This window comes from Streptomyces sp. NPDC028907 (assembly GCF_055564995.1).
In genome coordinates, this window is sequence record NZ_JBVHVE010000007.1 from 51,629 (window position 1) to 64,684 (window position 13,056).

Here is a 13,056-nt window from a genome sequence, read left to right on the forward strand (position 1 = left end):
GGCGAGCCCCCGCACGCAACCGCCGTGCGGGGGCTCGCTATTGTCGGCCTGATCACGGGGGAGGGAGCGGAGTTGGAGTTCGACGACCGGCAACGGCGGGTCCGGCGCAGCCCGTTGCTGTTCGTGGCGCCGCTCGTGCTGCTGATCCTGCTGACACTGGTGCTGCTGTGGGAGATCGTGCGGTCGAACGTGACCGGCACGGCGAGCCAGCAGTGGCCCTGGCGCCTGCGCCTGATGGACATGAATCCTCTGGGCAGCCTGCTGGCTGTCGCGCTCGCCGCCGTGTTCGGCCGGGCCCAGTACGGGCGGACCGTGCGGCCCGCGCTGGGCTGGCGCTCCACCTGGACAGCCGGCGACCTCGGTCCGGACGAGTCGGCCTGGACCGTGGAGGTACTGAACGGCGGCTCCCAGCACGTGGTCGTGGAGGTGGTGGAGTACTGCTTCGTGCCGCGCGGTGGGGAACCGGGCGAGTGGACCGGCCACGCCGGGCTGTTGGAGTCACTCGCGGGCCGGGGGCTGGTGCAGGGCAAGGACTACTACCAGTGGCAGACCGGTGCGGGGTTCCCTCTGGGGGGCGGTGGGATGCGGGCGGGAGCGTACGGTCAGCGGTTCGTCGACGAGATCGACCAGCTGCGTTTGCGGCTGCGGGTGGTCGACGCCGTGGGCGACAGCCATGAGCGGACCATGGACCTGATGCGGGGCGCCCGTATGGACCGGCCGCGCGTCCGCCCTCAGCGGTCCTCGTCACGAGGTGGCCGAAACCGGTACCGTGCGAGGCCGCGGTCATGACGCGGGCGCCGGTGTCGCGCGCAGCCAGTCGAGTACGGCGGGAAGGGCCTCCAGCGCCCCGAAGTGGCCCGCGTCCGGCTCCAGAACGGGACGGGCGCGGGGGACGCGGGCCGCGAGCCACTTGAAGTGACTCACCGGTGAGAACGTGTCCAGGGCGCCGTGCCACAGCAGGACCGGCCTGGTGACGGTGGCCGGATCGAAGCCCCAGTCGCTGAGCATGGCGAGGTTGTCGTCGAGCCAGCCGTACGCCGAAGCGCGCAACGCCTCACGGTAGTTGCGCAGCAGCATCTCCCCGACGGCCGGCGTCGAGACGATCCGCCGGTCGGCGTCGGTGAGCCCGTCGCGGATGGACACCAGCAGTTGCGCGGGATCCCTGCGGATGGCGGCGGCGCGGGCGGCGAGCCGGTCGGCGAAGCCGAGCGGGTCGGTCAGTGCCCGGGTGTACTCCTCGACGTTGGACCGGGCCATCCCCTCGAACCAGCTCAGCCCCTCCGCGTCCGGCGGTGCGAGGGACACGAGCGCCGCCGCCCGCCGCACCCGCGCCGGCAGTAGCGCGGCGCAGGCCAGCGCGTGCGGGGCGCCGCCCGAGCGGCCGAGGACGGCGAACCGGTCGAGCCCGAAGGCGTCCGCCAGCTCCTCCACATCGCGGGCGGCGTCGGCCACCCTGCGGCCCGGCAGGCGGTCCGAACCTCCGTATCCGGGGCGGTCGTAGGCGATGAACCGTATCCCCGGACACGCGGCCACGACGTCCTCGGGCGCTACTCCGACCCGGCAGCCGGGGGTGCCGTGCAGCAGCACCACCGGCGTGCCGTCCGGATCGCCGCGTTCCTCGACCGTCAGCCACCGGCCGTCCCGCATCCTTACCCTGTCGACCACCTGAGTCCTCCGTCTCCCCTTCGTGTACATCCCGGAGTCACCGTCGAAGTACACACCTGGCGTGCTTCATGCGGCCCCCGGTGCGGTGTACGTGACGACCGGCGCGGGTCGTCAAGCCGTACGAACGAGGCGTGGTCTGCCGCCTCGGCAGGCTCCGGCCCAAGTGCGCGGACCCGGGTTCACGGTGATCGTGCCGGGTGTGGACAAGCCGCCGCAAAGTGAACATGCGGATCCACTCCACGTTGGCGCTTCCGATTCCGGTTGAGTTGTTGCGGTTTCTGGAGAAAGAGGCGCAGCGGTGGTGGGCTCCGGGGAGTGGTCGTCTGTGGCGGCGCCGCCCGCGAAGAGTGAAGTTCCGCCTCTTGAGCCGCGCTTGGAATCGGATTCCGAAGGGTCGATTTTGAGACAGGAGTAGACCTCACGCGTTGCGTATGGTTCGCTCGCTTGCGGTGTTTGCTGTGTGAAGAGACCCCGTATGACTGTGCACGGTCAAGGTGGCGGGGGCGTGCAACCGTGTTCTACGCGCGTCCGGAAGTCGACCTTGTGCGCTCCCCCGGGGTCTCGGAATAGTGAGCGTTGTTCAACCGGTGCGGGTGCGGCTTTTGTTGTGTGTCGCCCCCGTGGCCGTACGCCTTCCGGTCCGACGAGGTCCCCACAACCTTTCGGGCCGACCCCCCACAGGAGGACGTGAGTTGAAGCACCGACGCATACCCAAGCGGCGTGCAGCCGTGGCAGGTGCGGGTATCGCCGCACTGGTCGCCGCAGGCGTGACCTTGCAGACTGCGAACGCGAGTGAGACGCCCGAGGCGTCGACACCGAAGATCCTTTCGGTCGGCGCGGCCGGAAAGCTCGCCTCGACGCTCGCGAAGGACCTCGGCGGGGACGCCGCGGGTACCTACTACGACGCGCAGACCAAGAACCTTGTCGTGAACGTCCTCGACGAGGCCGCCGCCGACGCCGTCGAGGCGGCCGGCGCCAAGGCCAGAGTCGTGGAGAACTCGCTCGCCGAACTGAAGAGCGCGCGTACGACGCTCAAGCAGGACGCGACCATTCCCGGCACCGCGTGGGTGACGGACCCGGCGACCAACAAGGTGGTCGTCACCGCCGACCGCACGGTGTCCGACGCCGAGTGGGCCAAGCTCGGCAAGGTCGTCGACGGGCTGGGTGCCACGGCGGAACTCAAGCGGACGAAGGGGGAGTTCAAGCCCTTCATCGCGGGTGGTGACGCCATCACCGGTGGCAGCGGGCGTTGCTCGCTCGGCTTCAACGTCGTCAAGGGCGGCGAGCCGTTCTTCCTGACCGCCGGGCACTGCACCGAGGGCATCACGGAGTGGTCGGACGCGGACGGCAACGCGATCGGCACCAACGCGGACTCCAGCTTCCCGGACAACGACTACGGGCTGGTCAAGTACACCGCCGAGGTCGACCACCCGAGCGAGGTCAACCTCTACAACGGCTCCTCGCAGGCCATCAGTGGTGCCGCCGAGGCCACCGTCGGTATGGCCGTCACGCGGAGCGGTTCGACCACCCAGGTGCACGAGGGCAAGGTCACCGGCCTGGACGCCACCGTGAACTACGGCAACGGTGACATCGTCAACGGGCTGATCCAGACGGACGTCTGCGCCGAGCCGGGTGACAGTGGTGGGTCGCTGTTCTCCGGTGACAAGGCGATCGGGCTGACGTCCGGTGGCAGTGGTGACTGCACCTCCGGCGGGGAGACGTTCTTCCAGCCGGTGACCGAGGCGTTGTCCGCCACGGGTACTGAGATCGGCTGACGGGTCGTCGGCTGTTCGCCGTGAAGTCCCGCCCCTGTGTGTCAGGGGCGGGACTTTCGTGTGCCGCGCAGCGCTGCCGCCAGGAGGGTGATCGCTGTTCCCGCTGCTGCCCATGCCGAGAGGACCAGGAGGGAGGGGGTTGTGTCGTTGCCCTTGAAGTAGGCGATCGAGCGGGTTGTCCAGGTGCCCGCGCCCGGGGGCAGGGCTGGGCCGATGTCTCGCCAGAACGGGGGGAGGAGTGGGGGTGGGAGGGCGCCGCCCGCGCTGGGGTTGCCCAGGATGACGATGATCAGGATGACCAGGCCGATGCCGGCCAGGCCGAAGATGGCCTGGAAGGCGAGGGTGGCGGCGCCTACCGCGAAGGTGATCAGGGCGCCTACGCCCCAGAGGGCGGCGATGCTGCCGGGGAGCGCGCCCAGGACGGGGCCGACGATGAGGGCGCCGCCCAGTCCGGCTACGAGGGCGACCACGGCCATGGCGATGAGGCGGATCAGCGAGCGTCTCGTGGTGGGGCGGCCGGCGCCCGAGCTGATCGTCATGATCGATGCGCAGAGGTAGCCGCCCACGCACCAGCCCACGGTCACGTAGAAGGACGTGAGGCCGCTGGCGTCGTGACGGTCGGCCGGGGCCACGTCGAGGGTGCGCAGGGTGCGGGCCTCGGATCTCTCCAGGGTGGTGAGGAGCGTTTCCAGGGTGGTGGCCAGGACCCTGCCGGCTCCGGTGGCGACCAGGAGGGTGTCGGTGGTGCCGGTCGGGTCGACCAGGAGGGCGCCGTCGATGTCGCGGTTCAGGATCTGGCGGCGGGCTGATTCCTCGTCGGGCACCGTGCGGGGGGACAGGGGGTCGCCGGGCAGGCCTTCCAGACGGTCCACCGTTTGCCGGGCGGCCACCTCGGGGGCCACGACGCCGAAGGGGACGTTCCTGGGCTTCGGGTCGTGGAGGGCGCCCACGTAGGAGGCGATGAAGAGCAGGGCGAGGGCGACCACGCCGGTCACGAGCAGGGTGGCCCGGGGGGTGACGGCGTCCTTCACTTCGGCGAGGAAGGGGCTGGGGGTCATGCCCCCACGGTCGGGGGCTCGGGGCGTTTGCGCAGGTGGGAGGCGGCCGAACGGATGTCGCACGGATGTTCGAGAAACGGTCTCGAGATGGTCTATGGTGGGGGTGGGGGCATTGGGAACTGATGTTCGAGAGTCGGTGTCCGGCCGGGTCTCGGAGTGCGAGTCGGGAGGTGCGTGTGTCCGGGTTCGCGCATCTGCACACCGTCTCCGGGTTCTCCCTGCGGTACGGCGCCTCGCACCCGGAGCGGCTGGCCGAGCGCGCCTCCGAGCGGGGGATGGATGCCCTGGCTCTTACTGACCGGGACTCGCTCGGGGGTGCGGTTCGGTTCGCCAAGGCCTGTGCGGCGGCGGGGGTGCGGCCGTTGTTCGGTGTGGAGCTGGCCGTGGAGGAGTTCGTGTCCGGGGGCTCGGGGGCGGGGCGGCGGCGGGCTCCGGTGCGAGGTGGTGCCTTTGTCGACGAGTCGGCGCCTCGGGTCACCTTTCTCGCCCGGGACGGGGGCCGGGGGTGGGCCGATCTGTGCCGGGTTGTCTCGGCCGCGCACGCCGGTGAGGGACCGCCGCTGCTGCCTCGGGGGGACAACCGGGGGGACGGGCTGATCGTCCTGCTCGGTGTCGAGTCCGATGTGGGGCGTGCGCTGGCCGCCGGGCGTCCCGATCGGGCGGCCCGGCTGCTCGAGCCCTGGCGGGAGGTCTACGGGGACTCCCTGCGGCTGGAGGCCGTATGGCACGGGCGTCAGGGCACCGGGCCGGGGTCGCTGCGGCTGGCCGCCCGTACCGTGGGCTTCGCCGCCGAGCAGCGGGTGCGGCCGGTGCTGAGCAATGCCGTGCGATACGCGGATCCCGGGCTGGGGCCGGTCGCCGATGTGCTGGACGCCGCGCGTCGGCTCGTGCCCATCGACCCCACCAAGGAACTGGACTCCGGTGAGGCCTGGCTCAAGGGCGCGGGGGAGATGGCGCGGGTCGCCGAGCGGGTCGTCGAGGCCGCGGGTTTTCGGCGCGATACCGCGCACCGGTTGCTGGAGCAGACCGGGGCCACTGCCGCCGAGTGTCTCGTCGATCCCGAGGACGATCTCGGTATCGGCACCGTCCACTTCCCCGAGCCGTATCTCGTCGGGGCCGGGCAGCGCACCGCCCAGCGGGCGCTCGCCTCGCGGGCGGTGGCGGGCATGGTGCGGCGCGGCTATGACGGCCGGCGGACGTACTGGGAGCGGATGCACCAGGAGCTGGACATCATCGCCCATCACGGCTTCGCTTCTTATTTTTTGACGGTCGCTCAGGTTGTTGACGATGTGCGGAGGATGGGGATCCGGGTGGCCGCCCGTGGCTCCGGCGCGGGGTCGCTCGTCAATCATCTGCTCGGTATCGCGCACGCCGATCCCGTGGAGCACGGGCTGCTGATGGAGCGCTTTCTGTCCAAGCGGCGGCCGGTGCTGCCGGATATCGATGTCGACGTGGAGTCCGCGCGGCGGCTCGAGGTCTATCGCGCGATCATCGACCGGTTCGGGAGCGAGCGGGTCGCGACCGTCTCGATGCCGGAGACCTATCGGGTGCGGCATGCGATCCGGGACGTGGGCGCGGCCCTGTCCATGGACCCGGCCGACATCGACCGCGTCGCCAAGTCCTTCCCGCACATCCGGGCGAGGGACGCCCGGGCGGCCCTGGACGAGCTGCCCGAGCTCAGGCAACTGGCGGGGGAGCGGGAGAAGTACGGGGAGCTGTGGGAGCTGGTCGAGGCGCTCGACGCCCTTCCGCGGGGGATCGCCATGCATCCGTGCGGGGTGCTGCTGTCCGACGCCTCCCTGCTGTCCCGTACGCCCGTCATGCCGACCAGCGGCGAGGGCCTGCCCATGTCGCAGTTCGACAAGGACGACGTCGAGGACCTCGGGCTGCTCAAGCTCGATGTGCTGGGCGTGCGGATGCAGTCGGCGATGGCGCACGCGGTCGCGGAGGTGGAGCGGGTCGCGGGGGAGCGGATCGATCTGGACGCGCTCGACTTCGAGCGGGGGGACGGCGACCCGGAGACGTACCGGCTCATTCGTTCGACGGAGACGCTCGGGTGCTTCCAGATCGAGTCGCCGGGGCAGCGGGACCTGGTCGGGCGGCTTCAGCCGGCCACCTTCCATGATCTTGTCGTCGACATCTCGCTCTTCCGGCCCGGTCCTGTCGCCGCCGACATGGTGCGGCCGTTCATCGAGGCGCGGCACGGGCGGGCGCCGGTGCGTTATCCGCACAAGGATCTTCAGGGGCCGCTGCGGGAGACGTACGGGGTCGTCGTCTTCCATGAGCAGATCATCGACATCGTGCACATCATGACCGGGTGCGGGCGGGACGAGGCGGACCGGGTGCGGCGGGGTTTGTCGGATCCCGAGTCGCAGGGGCGGATCCAGGTGTGGTTCGCGCAGCACGCGGCGGCGCGTGGGTACGACGCGGAGACCATCCGGCGGACCTGGGAGATCGTCGAGGCCTTCGGGTCGTACGGCTTCTGCAAGGCGCACGCGGTCGCCTTCGCGGTGCCGACCTATCAGTCGGCCTGGCTGAAGGCCCATCACCCGGCCGCCTTCTACGCGGGGCTGCTCACCCATGACCCCGGGATGTATCCGAAGCGGCTGCTGCTGGCGGACGCGCGGCGGCGTGGGGTGCCGATCCTGCCGTTGGACGTGAACGTGTCGGGGGTCGCCCATCGGATCGAACTGGTGTCTGAATCAGGGGGGTCGGGAGGCGTCTGGGGGCTGCGGCTCGCCCTCTCCGATGTGTACGGCATCAGTGAGGCCGAGGCGGCGCGGATCGCGGACGGGCAGCCGTACGCCTCGCTGCTCGACTTCTGGGAGCGCGGGCGGCCCAGTCGTCCGCTCGCTGGGCGGCTCGCACAGGTCGGCGCGTTGGACGCCTTCGGGGCCAACCGGCGTGATCTGCAACTGCATCTGACCGAGCTGCACCGGGGCGCCCGGAGCGGCGGCGGGGGACAGCTCCCGCTGGCCGGCGGGCGGAAGACGGCGGCGGCCGGGCTGCCCGACCTCAGCTCGGAGGAACGGCTCAGCGCCGAGCTGGGCGTGCTGTCCATGGACGCCTCGCGCAATCTGATGGACGACCACCGGGAGTTCCTGGACGAGCTGGGCGTGGTCAGCGCGCGGCGGCTGCGTGAGGCCCGGCACGGCGAGACCGTGCTGGTCGCGGGGGCCAAGGCGGCCACCCAGACGCCGCCGATCCGGTCCGGCAAGCGGGTCGTCTTCAGCACGCTGGACGACGGGACGGGCCTGGTCGACCTCGCTTTCTTCGACGACTCGCACGACGCGTGCGCCCACACCGTCTTCCACTCCTGGCTGCTGCTGGTGCGCGGGGTCGTGCAGCGGCGGGGGCCGCGCAGTCTGAGCGTGGTGGGCTCCGCCGCCTGGAACCTCGCCGAGCTGGTCGAGCTGCGCGCCGAGGGCGGCCTCGACGTGGTGGCGGCGCGGCTGGCGGCGCCCGTGGCCGAGGGGGACGGAGACGATCCGACGCACGGTCGGCGCATCCACATGCCGACCGGATACGAGATGCACCCGTGGGCCGATCTGCGACCGGCGGGTCAAGAGCCCTCACGGGTACGGAAGTTGTGGCACCAGAGTCCGGGGAGTGCGGGATGACCATCCTCTGCGTACGTTTCCAGCTGCCGCCGACGGACGAGACGGCCCTGCCGGGGCTGCTCGGACTGCTGGAGGACTTCACGCCGGTCGTTCAGGCCCTGGCGCCCGACGGGGCGCTGGCCGATCTGCGGGGCGCCGAGCGGTACTTCGGGCGCGACGCGCTCGAGCTGGCGTCGGTGATCCGGGTGCGCGCCCTCGCCCACCACGGGATCGACTGCGCGATCGGCGCCGGGCCGGGGCCGATGCTGGCCCGCGTGGCGCTGCGGGACGCCCGGCCGGGGGTGACCTGTGCCGTTCCCGAGGAGGCGGACGCCATCGCGGAGTTCCTCGCCGACAAGCCCGTCGCCGCGCTGCCCGGAGTCGGCGCCGCGACCGCCCGCACCCTGTGCGAGTACGGCCTCGACACCCTCGGCCTGGTCGCCGCCGCGCCGCTGTCCACGCTCCAGCGGCTGGTCGGCGCGAAGGCCGGGCGTGAGCTGCGCGAGAAGGCGAACGGAATCGACCGGGGCCGGGTCGTCCCGAACGCCGTCTCCCGTTCGCTGGCCACCGAACGCCCCTTCGCCCGCGACGAGCTGGACGCCGACCGGCATCGCCGCGCCCTGCTCTCGGCCGCCGAGGAACTGGGCGGCCGACTGCGCGCCCTGGACAAGATCTGCCGCACCCTGACCCTCACCGTCCGCTACGCCGACCGCTCCTCCACGACCCGCAGCCGCACCCTGAAGGAGCCGACGGCCCACTCGGCGGCGCTGACCAGGGTGGCGTACGGCATGTACGAGGCCCTCGGCCTCCAGCGCGCCCGCGTGCGTGCCCTGGCCCTGCGCGCCGAGGGGCTCGACCCCGCCGAGCAGGCCTCCTACCAGCTCACCTTCGACCCGCTCGACGAGAAGGCCCGCCGCCTGGAGGAGGTCGCGGACCGCGCGCGGGCGAAGTTCGGGCCGCATGCGGTGATGCCGGGATCGCTCGCCGCGTAGTTCCCCGTGCGCCGAGGTCAGTTGGCCCACGGGGGTGTGACGCGGGTGCCGTCGGCCAGTTCGGCTGTGAGGCCGATGGAGGTGGTGACCCAGGTGACCGCGGTCCGGTCGGTCGGGTTCTCGACGGTCAGGGTCGCTCCGGGGTTGATGATCAGGGTGTCGCCCGCCGTGATCCGGTCGGTGCGGTCGTCGAGCGTGACCAGCAGCTCGCCGTCGAGGAGATGGAGGATCTCCTCCCGGTTCACGGTGTGGGCCGGCGCCTTGGTCCCCGCGGGGATCTCGCCGCGCCAGGCGCACAGCTCCTTGCTGCCGGTCAGCGGGGTGGCGTAGGAGACGAAGCGGGCCCCGTGGATCTCATGGGTGACTGCCTCGGACGCGCGGACTACGGGCATGGGTGCCTCCTGGCGTGGACGGCGAGATGGCAAATGGTCAAGCAGCTTGACCATATGAGGCTATGGTCAAGCCGCTTGACTAATTCGTCAAGGGTGTTTCAATGCCACCGTGCAGAACTCCGAAGCCATGGCCCTGTCCGCCGCCCTGCTCGCCGTCGCCGGTGAGCTCACGCAGCGCATCAACGACGGCGTGGTCGCCCGCGGCTTCGAGGGGGTGCGGCCCGCGCACGGGTTCGCGTTCGCCAGGCTGGCCCCGGACGGCGCGACGGTCACCGACCTCGCCGTCCACCTCGGTGTGACCAAGCAGGCCGCGAGTCAGCTCGTCGACGAGATCGTGCGCAAGGGATATGCCGAGCGTCGACCGCATCCCGGTGACGCGCGGGCCCGGCTGGTCGTGCTCACCGAGCAGGGGTGGGCCTGCACGCGTGCCGCCGAGGAGGCCGCCGCGGATGCCGTCCGAGGCTGGGTGGACGTGCTCGGTGAGGGCGAAGTGCGGTCGCTGCTCGGGAGGTTGGGGCGTATTGCGCCCCATGGGCCTATCAGGCCTGCTTGGTGACGGTTCATCAGGGCTTGTGAATCCGCCCCTTACTATCACTGGAAGTTTTTACTGACGCGTAACTTCACACGTCTACTACTCGCCCGTAACTTGACGAGTGAACAGCATCCTCGTGATCCGGATCACAGGGCGTAAGGCCGTCGCACCTCCCCTTGAGCCGCAAGGAGATCACCCGATGCTGCCCTGGAAACGAGCGCTCAGACCCGTCGCCGCGCTGCTGCTGACCACCGCGGTCGCCGTCGTCCCCGCCACCACCGCCCAGGCGGCCGAAGCGACGGCGACCTCGCACAGCGGCTGGAACGACTACTCCTGCAAGCCCTCCGCCGCCCACCCCCGCCCCGTCGTCCTCGTGCACGGCACCTTCGCCAACTCCGTCGACAACTGGCTGGGCCTCGCGCCCTATCTGGTGAACCGCGGCTACTGCGTCTTCTCCCTCGACTACGGCCAACTGCCGGGCGTGCCCTTCTTCCACGCCCTCGGCCCCATAGACAAGTCGGCAGGGCAATTGTCGACCTACATCGACACTGTCCTCGCCGCCACCGGCGCCGCGGAGGCCGACCTCGTGGGTCACTCGCAGGGCGGCATGATGCCCCGCTACTACCTCAAGTTCCTCGGCGGTGCCGCCAAGGTGAACGCCCTCGTCGGCATCGCTCCCAACAACCACGGCACCACCCTGGCGGGGCTCACCAACCTGCTGCCGTACTTCCCCGGCGCCGAGGACCTGCTCAGCGCCGCCACCCCCGCCCTCGCCCAGCAGGTCGTCGGATCCGAGTTCATGACCAAGCTCAACGCGGGCGGCGACACCGTCCCCGGCGTCCGCTACACCGTCATCGCCACCAAGTACGACGAGGTGGTCACGCCCTGGCGGACCCAGTTCCTGAACGGGCCCGACGTGAAGAACGTCCTGATCCAGGACAAGTGCGCGGTCGATCTGTCCGAGCACGCGCTTCTGGGCCTGACCGACCGGATCGCCTTCCACGAGGTGACCAACGCGCTCGACCCGGCGCGTGCGACGCCGACCACCTGTGCGTCGGTGGTCGGCTGAGCGACTGCGCGACCGAACACCACCGGGGTCTGACCGGCCTGAGCCGCCGGTCAGACCCCGGAGCCTTGCGTCAGCGGCGTCCGCCGCCCGCCGCCCGTCGGCGCACCGACGCGAACAGGACCGCCGAACCGAGCGCGAGCGTCGCCGCACCGCCCATCGCGAGATACGCCGTACCGCTGTCACCGCCGGTCTCCGCGAGGTTCTCGGTGGCGCCGGCTGCCTTCGGCCGGTTGGCCGGGGCGGACCCGGACCCCTCCTCGTCGGCCGCCGCGACCGGCTCCGCCGACGTACTGGCGTCCTGGTCACCGTGGCCGTGGTGCTCGATCGTCGACTGGTCGGCGCCGGCCTCGATCTGCTCCTCGGAGGGCGCGGAGGCACTCGGGGCGGGGGCGGCCGCCTCGCTGTCGGAGCCGGAGCCGGAGTCGTCGGTGCTGCCGGAGCCGTTGCCCGAGCCGCCGGTGTCAGCGCCGCCGAACGCCACGTCCGAGCAGGAGTAGAAGGCCTCCGGGCTGTCCGAGCGCTGCCAGACCGCGTACAGCAACTGCTTGCCGGAACGCTGGGGCAGCGTTCCGGAGAACGTGTAGAAGCCGCCCGTGGCCGCCGGGTCGGTGGCCGTGGCCACCGGGTTCGCCAGGTCCAGGTCGTCCCAGGCCAGCGGCTTCGTCGGGTCGTATCCGGCCTTGGTGATGTAGACCTTGAAAGTGCCCTTGTGCGGTGCGGTCACGCGGTACTTGAAGGTGTGCGACCCGCTGCTCACGCTCGTCGCCGGCCAGTCGGCGCGGGCCAGGTCGAGGCCCTTGAACTCCTCGCTGTTCGCGCTGCACAGCTTGCCGTCCGGGATCAGCTCCTGGTGCCGGCCGTCCGCGTTGCCGATGCGTATGCCGTTCCAGTCGTACAGCGCCTGCGTACCGCCCGCCGCGACCGCCGCCTTGCACGCGCCGGACTTCGGGCTCTCCGGACCCTCCGCGTAGCACTGCGAGACCCGGCTGACCGGATCGCCCATCGAACCGTGCGCGGAGGCGGGCGCGGTGGCGAGGGCGGTGAGGGCGAGCGGGGTCAGGCCGAGGGTGGCGACGGCGGCGGCCTTGCGGCGTGCGGGCATGGAAGATCTCCTCAAGGGGGTTCTGACGCGTGGGGTGAATCCCGTGGGGGCGATCAGAAGCTAGCCCGAGGAAACCGCGAAATCGCCTGCTGGAGGCGGGTGATGGCGATCTTTAGGGTCGCCTTAAGGGAGTGCTGAGACTGCGATCAGGTAGGTACCGTCGCGGTATGACGGACCACGACATCAGGGCGGCGGTCGCCGCCGACGCACCAGCCGTGAAGGCCGTGACCGATGCCGCCTATCACCGCTACATCGAGCGGATCGGGCGGGCGCCCGTGCCCATGCTGGCGGACCACGCGGCGAACGTGGCCGAGGGGAAGGTGTTCGTCACCGGCGATCCCGTGACCGGCCTCGTCGTGGTCGAGGCGCACGAGGACCATCTGTTCCTCGACAGCATCGCCGTCCACCCCGACGCGCACGGCAGGGGCGTGGGGCGGCGGCTGCTGCACTTCGTGGACGCACACGCGCGTGCGCTCGGCCTGCCCGAGGTCAGGCTCTACACGAACGCGCTGATGTGGGAGAACCAGAAGATCTACCCGAAGTACGGCTACGAACTCATCGAGCGGCGCATGGACGGGCCGTACGACCGCGTCCACTACCGCAAGCGGCTCGACTGACGTGTCTCACCGGGGTCGACGGGCGTCTCAGCCGTCCGGCCACCAGACGCGCGCGATGTCCTTGCGGACCTCGGGTCGTCCCGAGGGGCGCTCGTCCGCCTCCTCCTGGACCCGGCGGGTCTCAGACTTCCTCTTCAGGGGCTTCTGCACGGTCACACGGAGCATGGCTGCCTCCTTCAGGGCCCACCGAGTTCCTCGTTCTTGTGGAGGTAGACCCTTCCGGGGAGAGTTCCTCATCGCCGCTGGTCCTGTCAG

At 70.9% G+C, this 13,056-nt stretch carries 12 protein-coding genes and 1 pseudogene; 8 read left to right on the top strand and 5 right to left on the bottom strand.

The genetic code is table 11. The features are described from left to right. Positions 1-24 precede the first annotated feature (24 nt). Complete coding sequence (locus tag ACZ4UU_RS22330) at positions 25-789, top strand: hypothetical protein (protein WP_471905143.1); 765 nt, start codon at positions 25-27, stop codon at positions 787-789. On the opposite strand, the gene ACZ4UU_RS22335 is transcribed toward ACZ4UU_RS22330, so the two are convergent. Continuing rightward, the gene (locus tag ACZ4UU_RS22335) at positions 784-1,647 is read right to left on the bottom strand and encodes an alpha/beta fold hydrolase (RefSeq protein ID WP_471905482.1); all 864 of its coding nucleotides are present in this window, start codon (positions 1,645-1,647) and stop codon (positions 784-786) included. The genes ACZ4UU_RS22330 and ACZ4UU_RS22335 overlap by 6 nt on opposite strands. Positions 1,648-1,726: 79 nt before the next feature. Here ACZ4UU_RS22335 and ACZ4UU_RS22340 point away from each other — a divergent pair. Beyond that, positions 1,727-1,931 (top strand): annotated as a pseudogene (locus tag ACZ4UU_RS22340) (SPFH domain-containing protein); the annotation flags it as partial. 426 nt (positions 1,932-2,357) lie between these two features. Beyond that, on the top strand, positions 2,358-3,440 hold the full coding sequence (locus tag ACZ4UU_RS22345) for a S1 family peptidase (protein WP_471905144.1): 1,083 nt from the start codon (positions 2,358-2,360) through the stop codon (positions 3,438-3,440). Between the two features lie 41 nt (positions 3,441-3,481). On the opposite strand, the gene ACZ4UU_RS22350 is transcribed toward ACZ4UU_RS22345, so the two are convergent. Further along, the gene (locus tag ACZ4UU_RS22350) at positions 3,482-4,498 is read right to left on the bottom strand and encodes an ABC transporter permease (RefSeq protein WP_471905145.1); all 1,017 of its coding nucleotides are present in this window, start codon (positions 4,496-4,498) and stop codon (positions 3,482-3,484) included. Between the two features lie 176 nt (positions 4,499-4,674). Here ACZ4UU_RS22350 and ACZ4UU_RS22355 point away from each other — a divergent pair, with 176 nt between their 5' ends. Both ACZ4UU_RS22355 and ACZ4UU_RS22360 read left to right on the top strand, forming a co-directional pair. Then, complete coding sequence (locus tag ACZ4UU_RS22355) at positions 4,675-8,118, top strand: DNA polymerase III subunit alpha (RefSeq protein WP_471905146.1); 3,444 nt, start codon at positions 4,675-4,677, stop codon at positions 8,116-8,118. Further along, on the top strand, positions 8,115-9,089 hold the full coding sequence (locus tag ACZ4UU_RS22360) for a DNA polymerase Y family protein (RefSeq protein WP_471905147.1): 975 nt from the start codon (positions 8,115-8,117) through the stop codon (positions 9,087-9,089). The genes ACZ4UU_RS22355 and ACZ4UU_RS22360 overlap by 4 nt, the downstream gene beginning before the upstream one ends. Before the next feature lie 17 nt (positions 9,090-9,106). On the opposite strand, the gene ACZ4UU_RS22365 is transcribed toward ACZ4UU_RS22360, so the two are convergent. Beyond that, complete coding sequence (locus ACZ4UU_RS22365) at positions 9,107-9,481, bottom strand: cupin domain-containing protein (RefSeq protein WP_471905148.1); 375 nt, start codon at positions 9,479-9,481, stop codon at positions 9,107-9,109. 109 nt (positions 9,482-9,590) lie between these two features. Here ACZ4UU_RS22365 and ACZ4UU_RS22370 point away from each other — a divergent pair, with 109 nt between their 5' ends. Both ACZ4UU_RS22370 and ACZ4UU_RS22375 read left to right on the top strand, forming a co-directional pair. Beyond that, positions 9,591-10,037, top strand: a complete 447-nt coding sequence (locus ACZ4UU_RS22370) for a MarR family winged helix-turn-helix transcriptional regulator (protein WP_471905149.1) — start codon at positions 9,591-9,593, stop codon at positions 10,035-10,037. 175 nt (positions 10,038-10,212) lie between these two features. After that, positions 10,213-11,082, top strand: coding sequence for an esterase/lipase family protein (locus ACZ4UU_RS22375; protein WP_471905150.1), 870 nt, complete (start codon positions 10,213-10,215; stop codon positions 11,080-11,082). 70 nt (positions 11,083-11,152) lie between these two features. Here ACZ4UU_RS22375 and ACZ4UU_RS22380 read toward each other — a convergent pair whose 3' ends face one another. Then, on the bottom strand, positions 11,153-12,184 hold the full coding sequence (locus ACZ4UU_RS22380) for a lytic polysaccharide monooxygenase auxiliary activity family 9 protein (RefSeq protein ID WP_471905151.1): 1,032 nt from the start codon (positions 12,182-12,184) through the stop codon (positions 11,153-11,155). A 167-nt stretch (positions 12,185-12,351) separates the two neighbouring features. On the opposite strand from ACZ4UU_RS22380, the gene ACZ4UU_RS22385 reads away from it, so the two are divergent. Further along, positions 12,352-12,801, top strand: a complete 450-nt coding sequence (locus ACZ4UU_RS22385) for a GNAT family N-acetyltransferase (protein WP_471905152.1) — start codon at positions 12,352-12,354, stop codon at positions 12,799-12,801. Positions 12,802-12,828: 27 nt separating this feature from the next. Here the strand turns inward: ACZ4UU_RS22385 and ACZ4UU_RS22390 are convergent, their stop codons facing one another. Then, the gene (locus ACZ4UU_RS22390) at positions 12,829-12,966 is read right to left on the bottom strand and encodes a hypothetical protein (RefSeq protein ID WP_471905153.1); all 138 of its coding nucleotides are present in this window, start codon (positions 12,964-12,966) and stop codon (positions 12,829-12,831) included. Positions 12,967-13,056 lie beyond the last annotated feature (90 nt).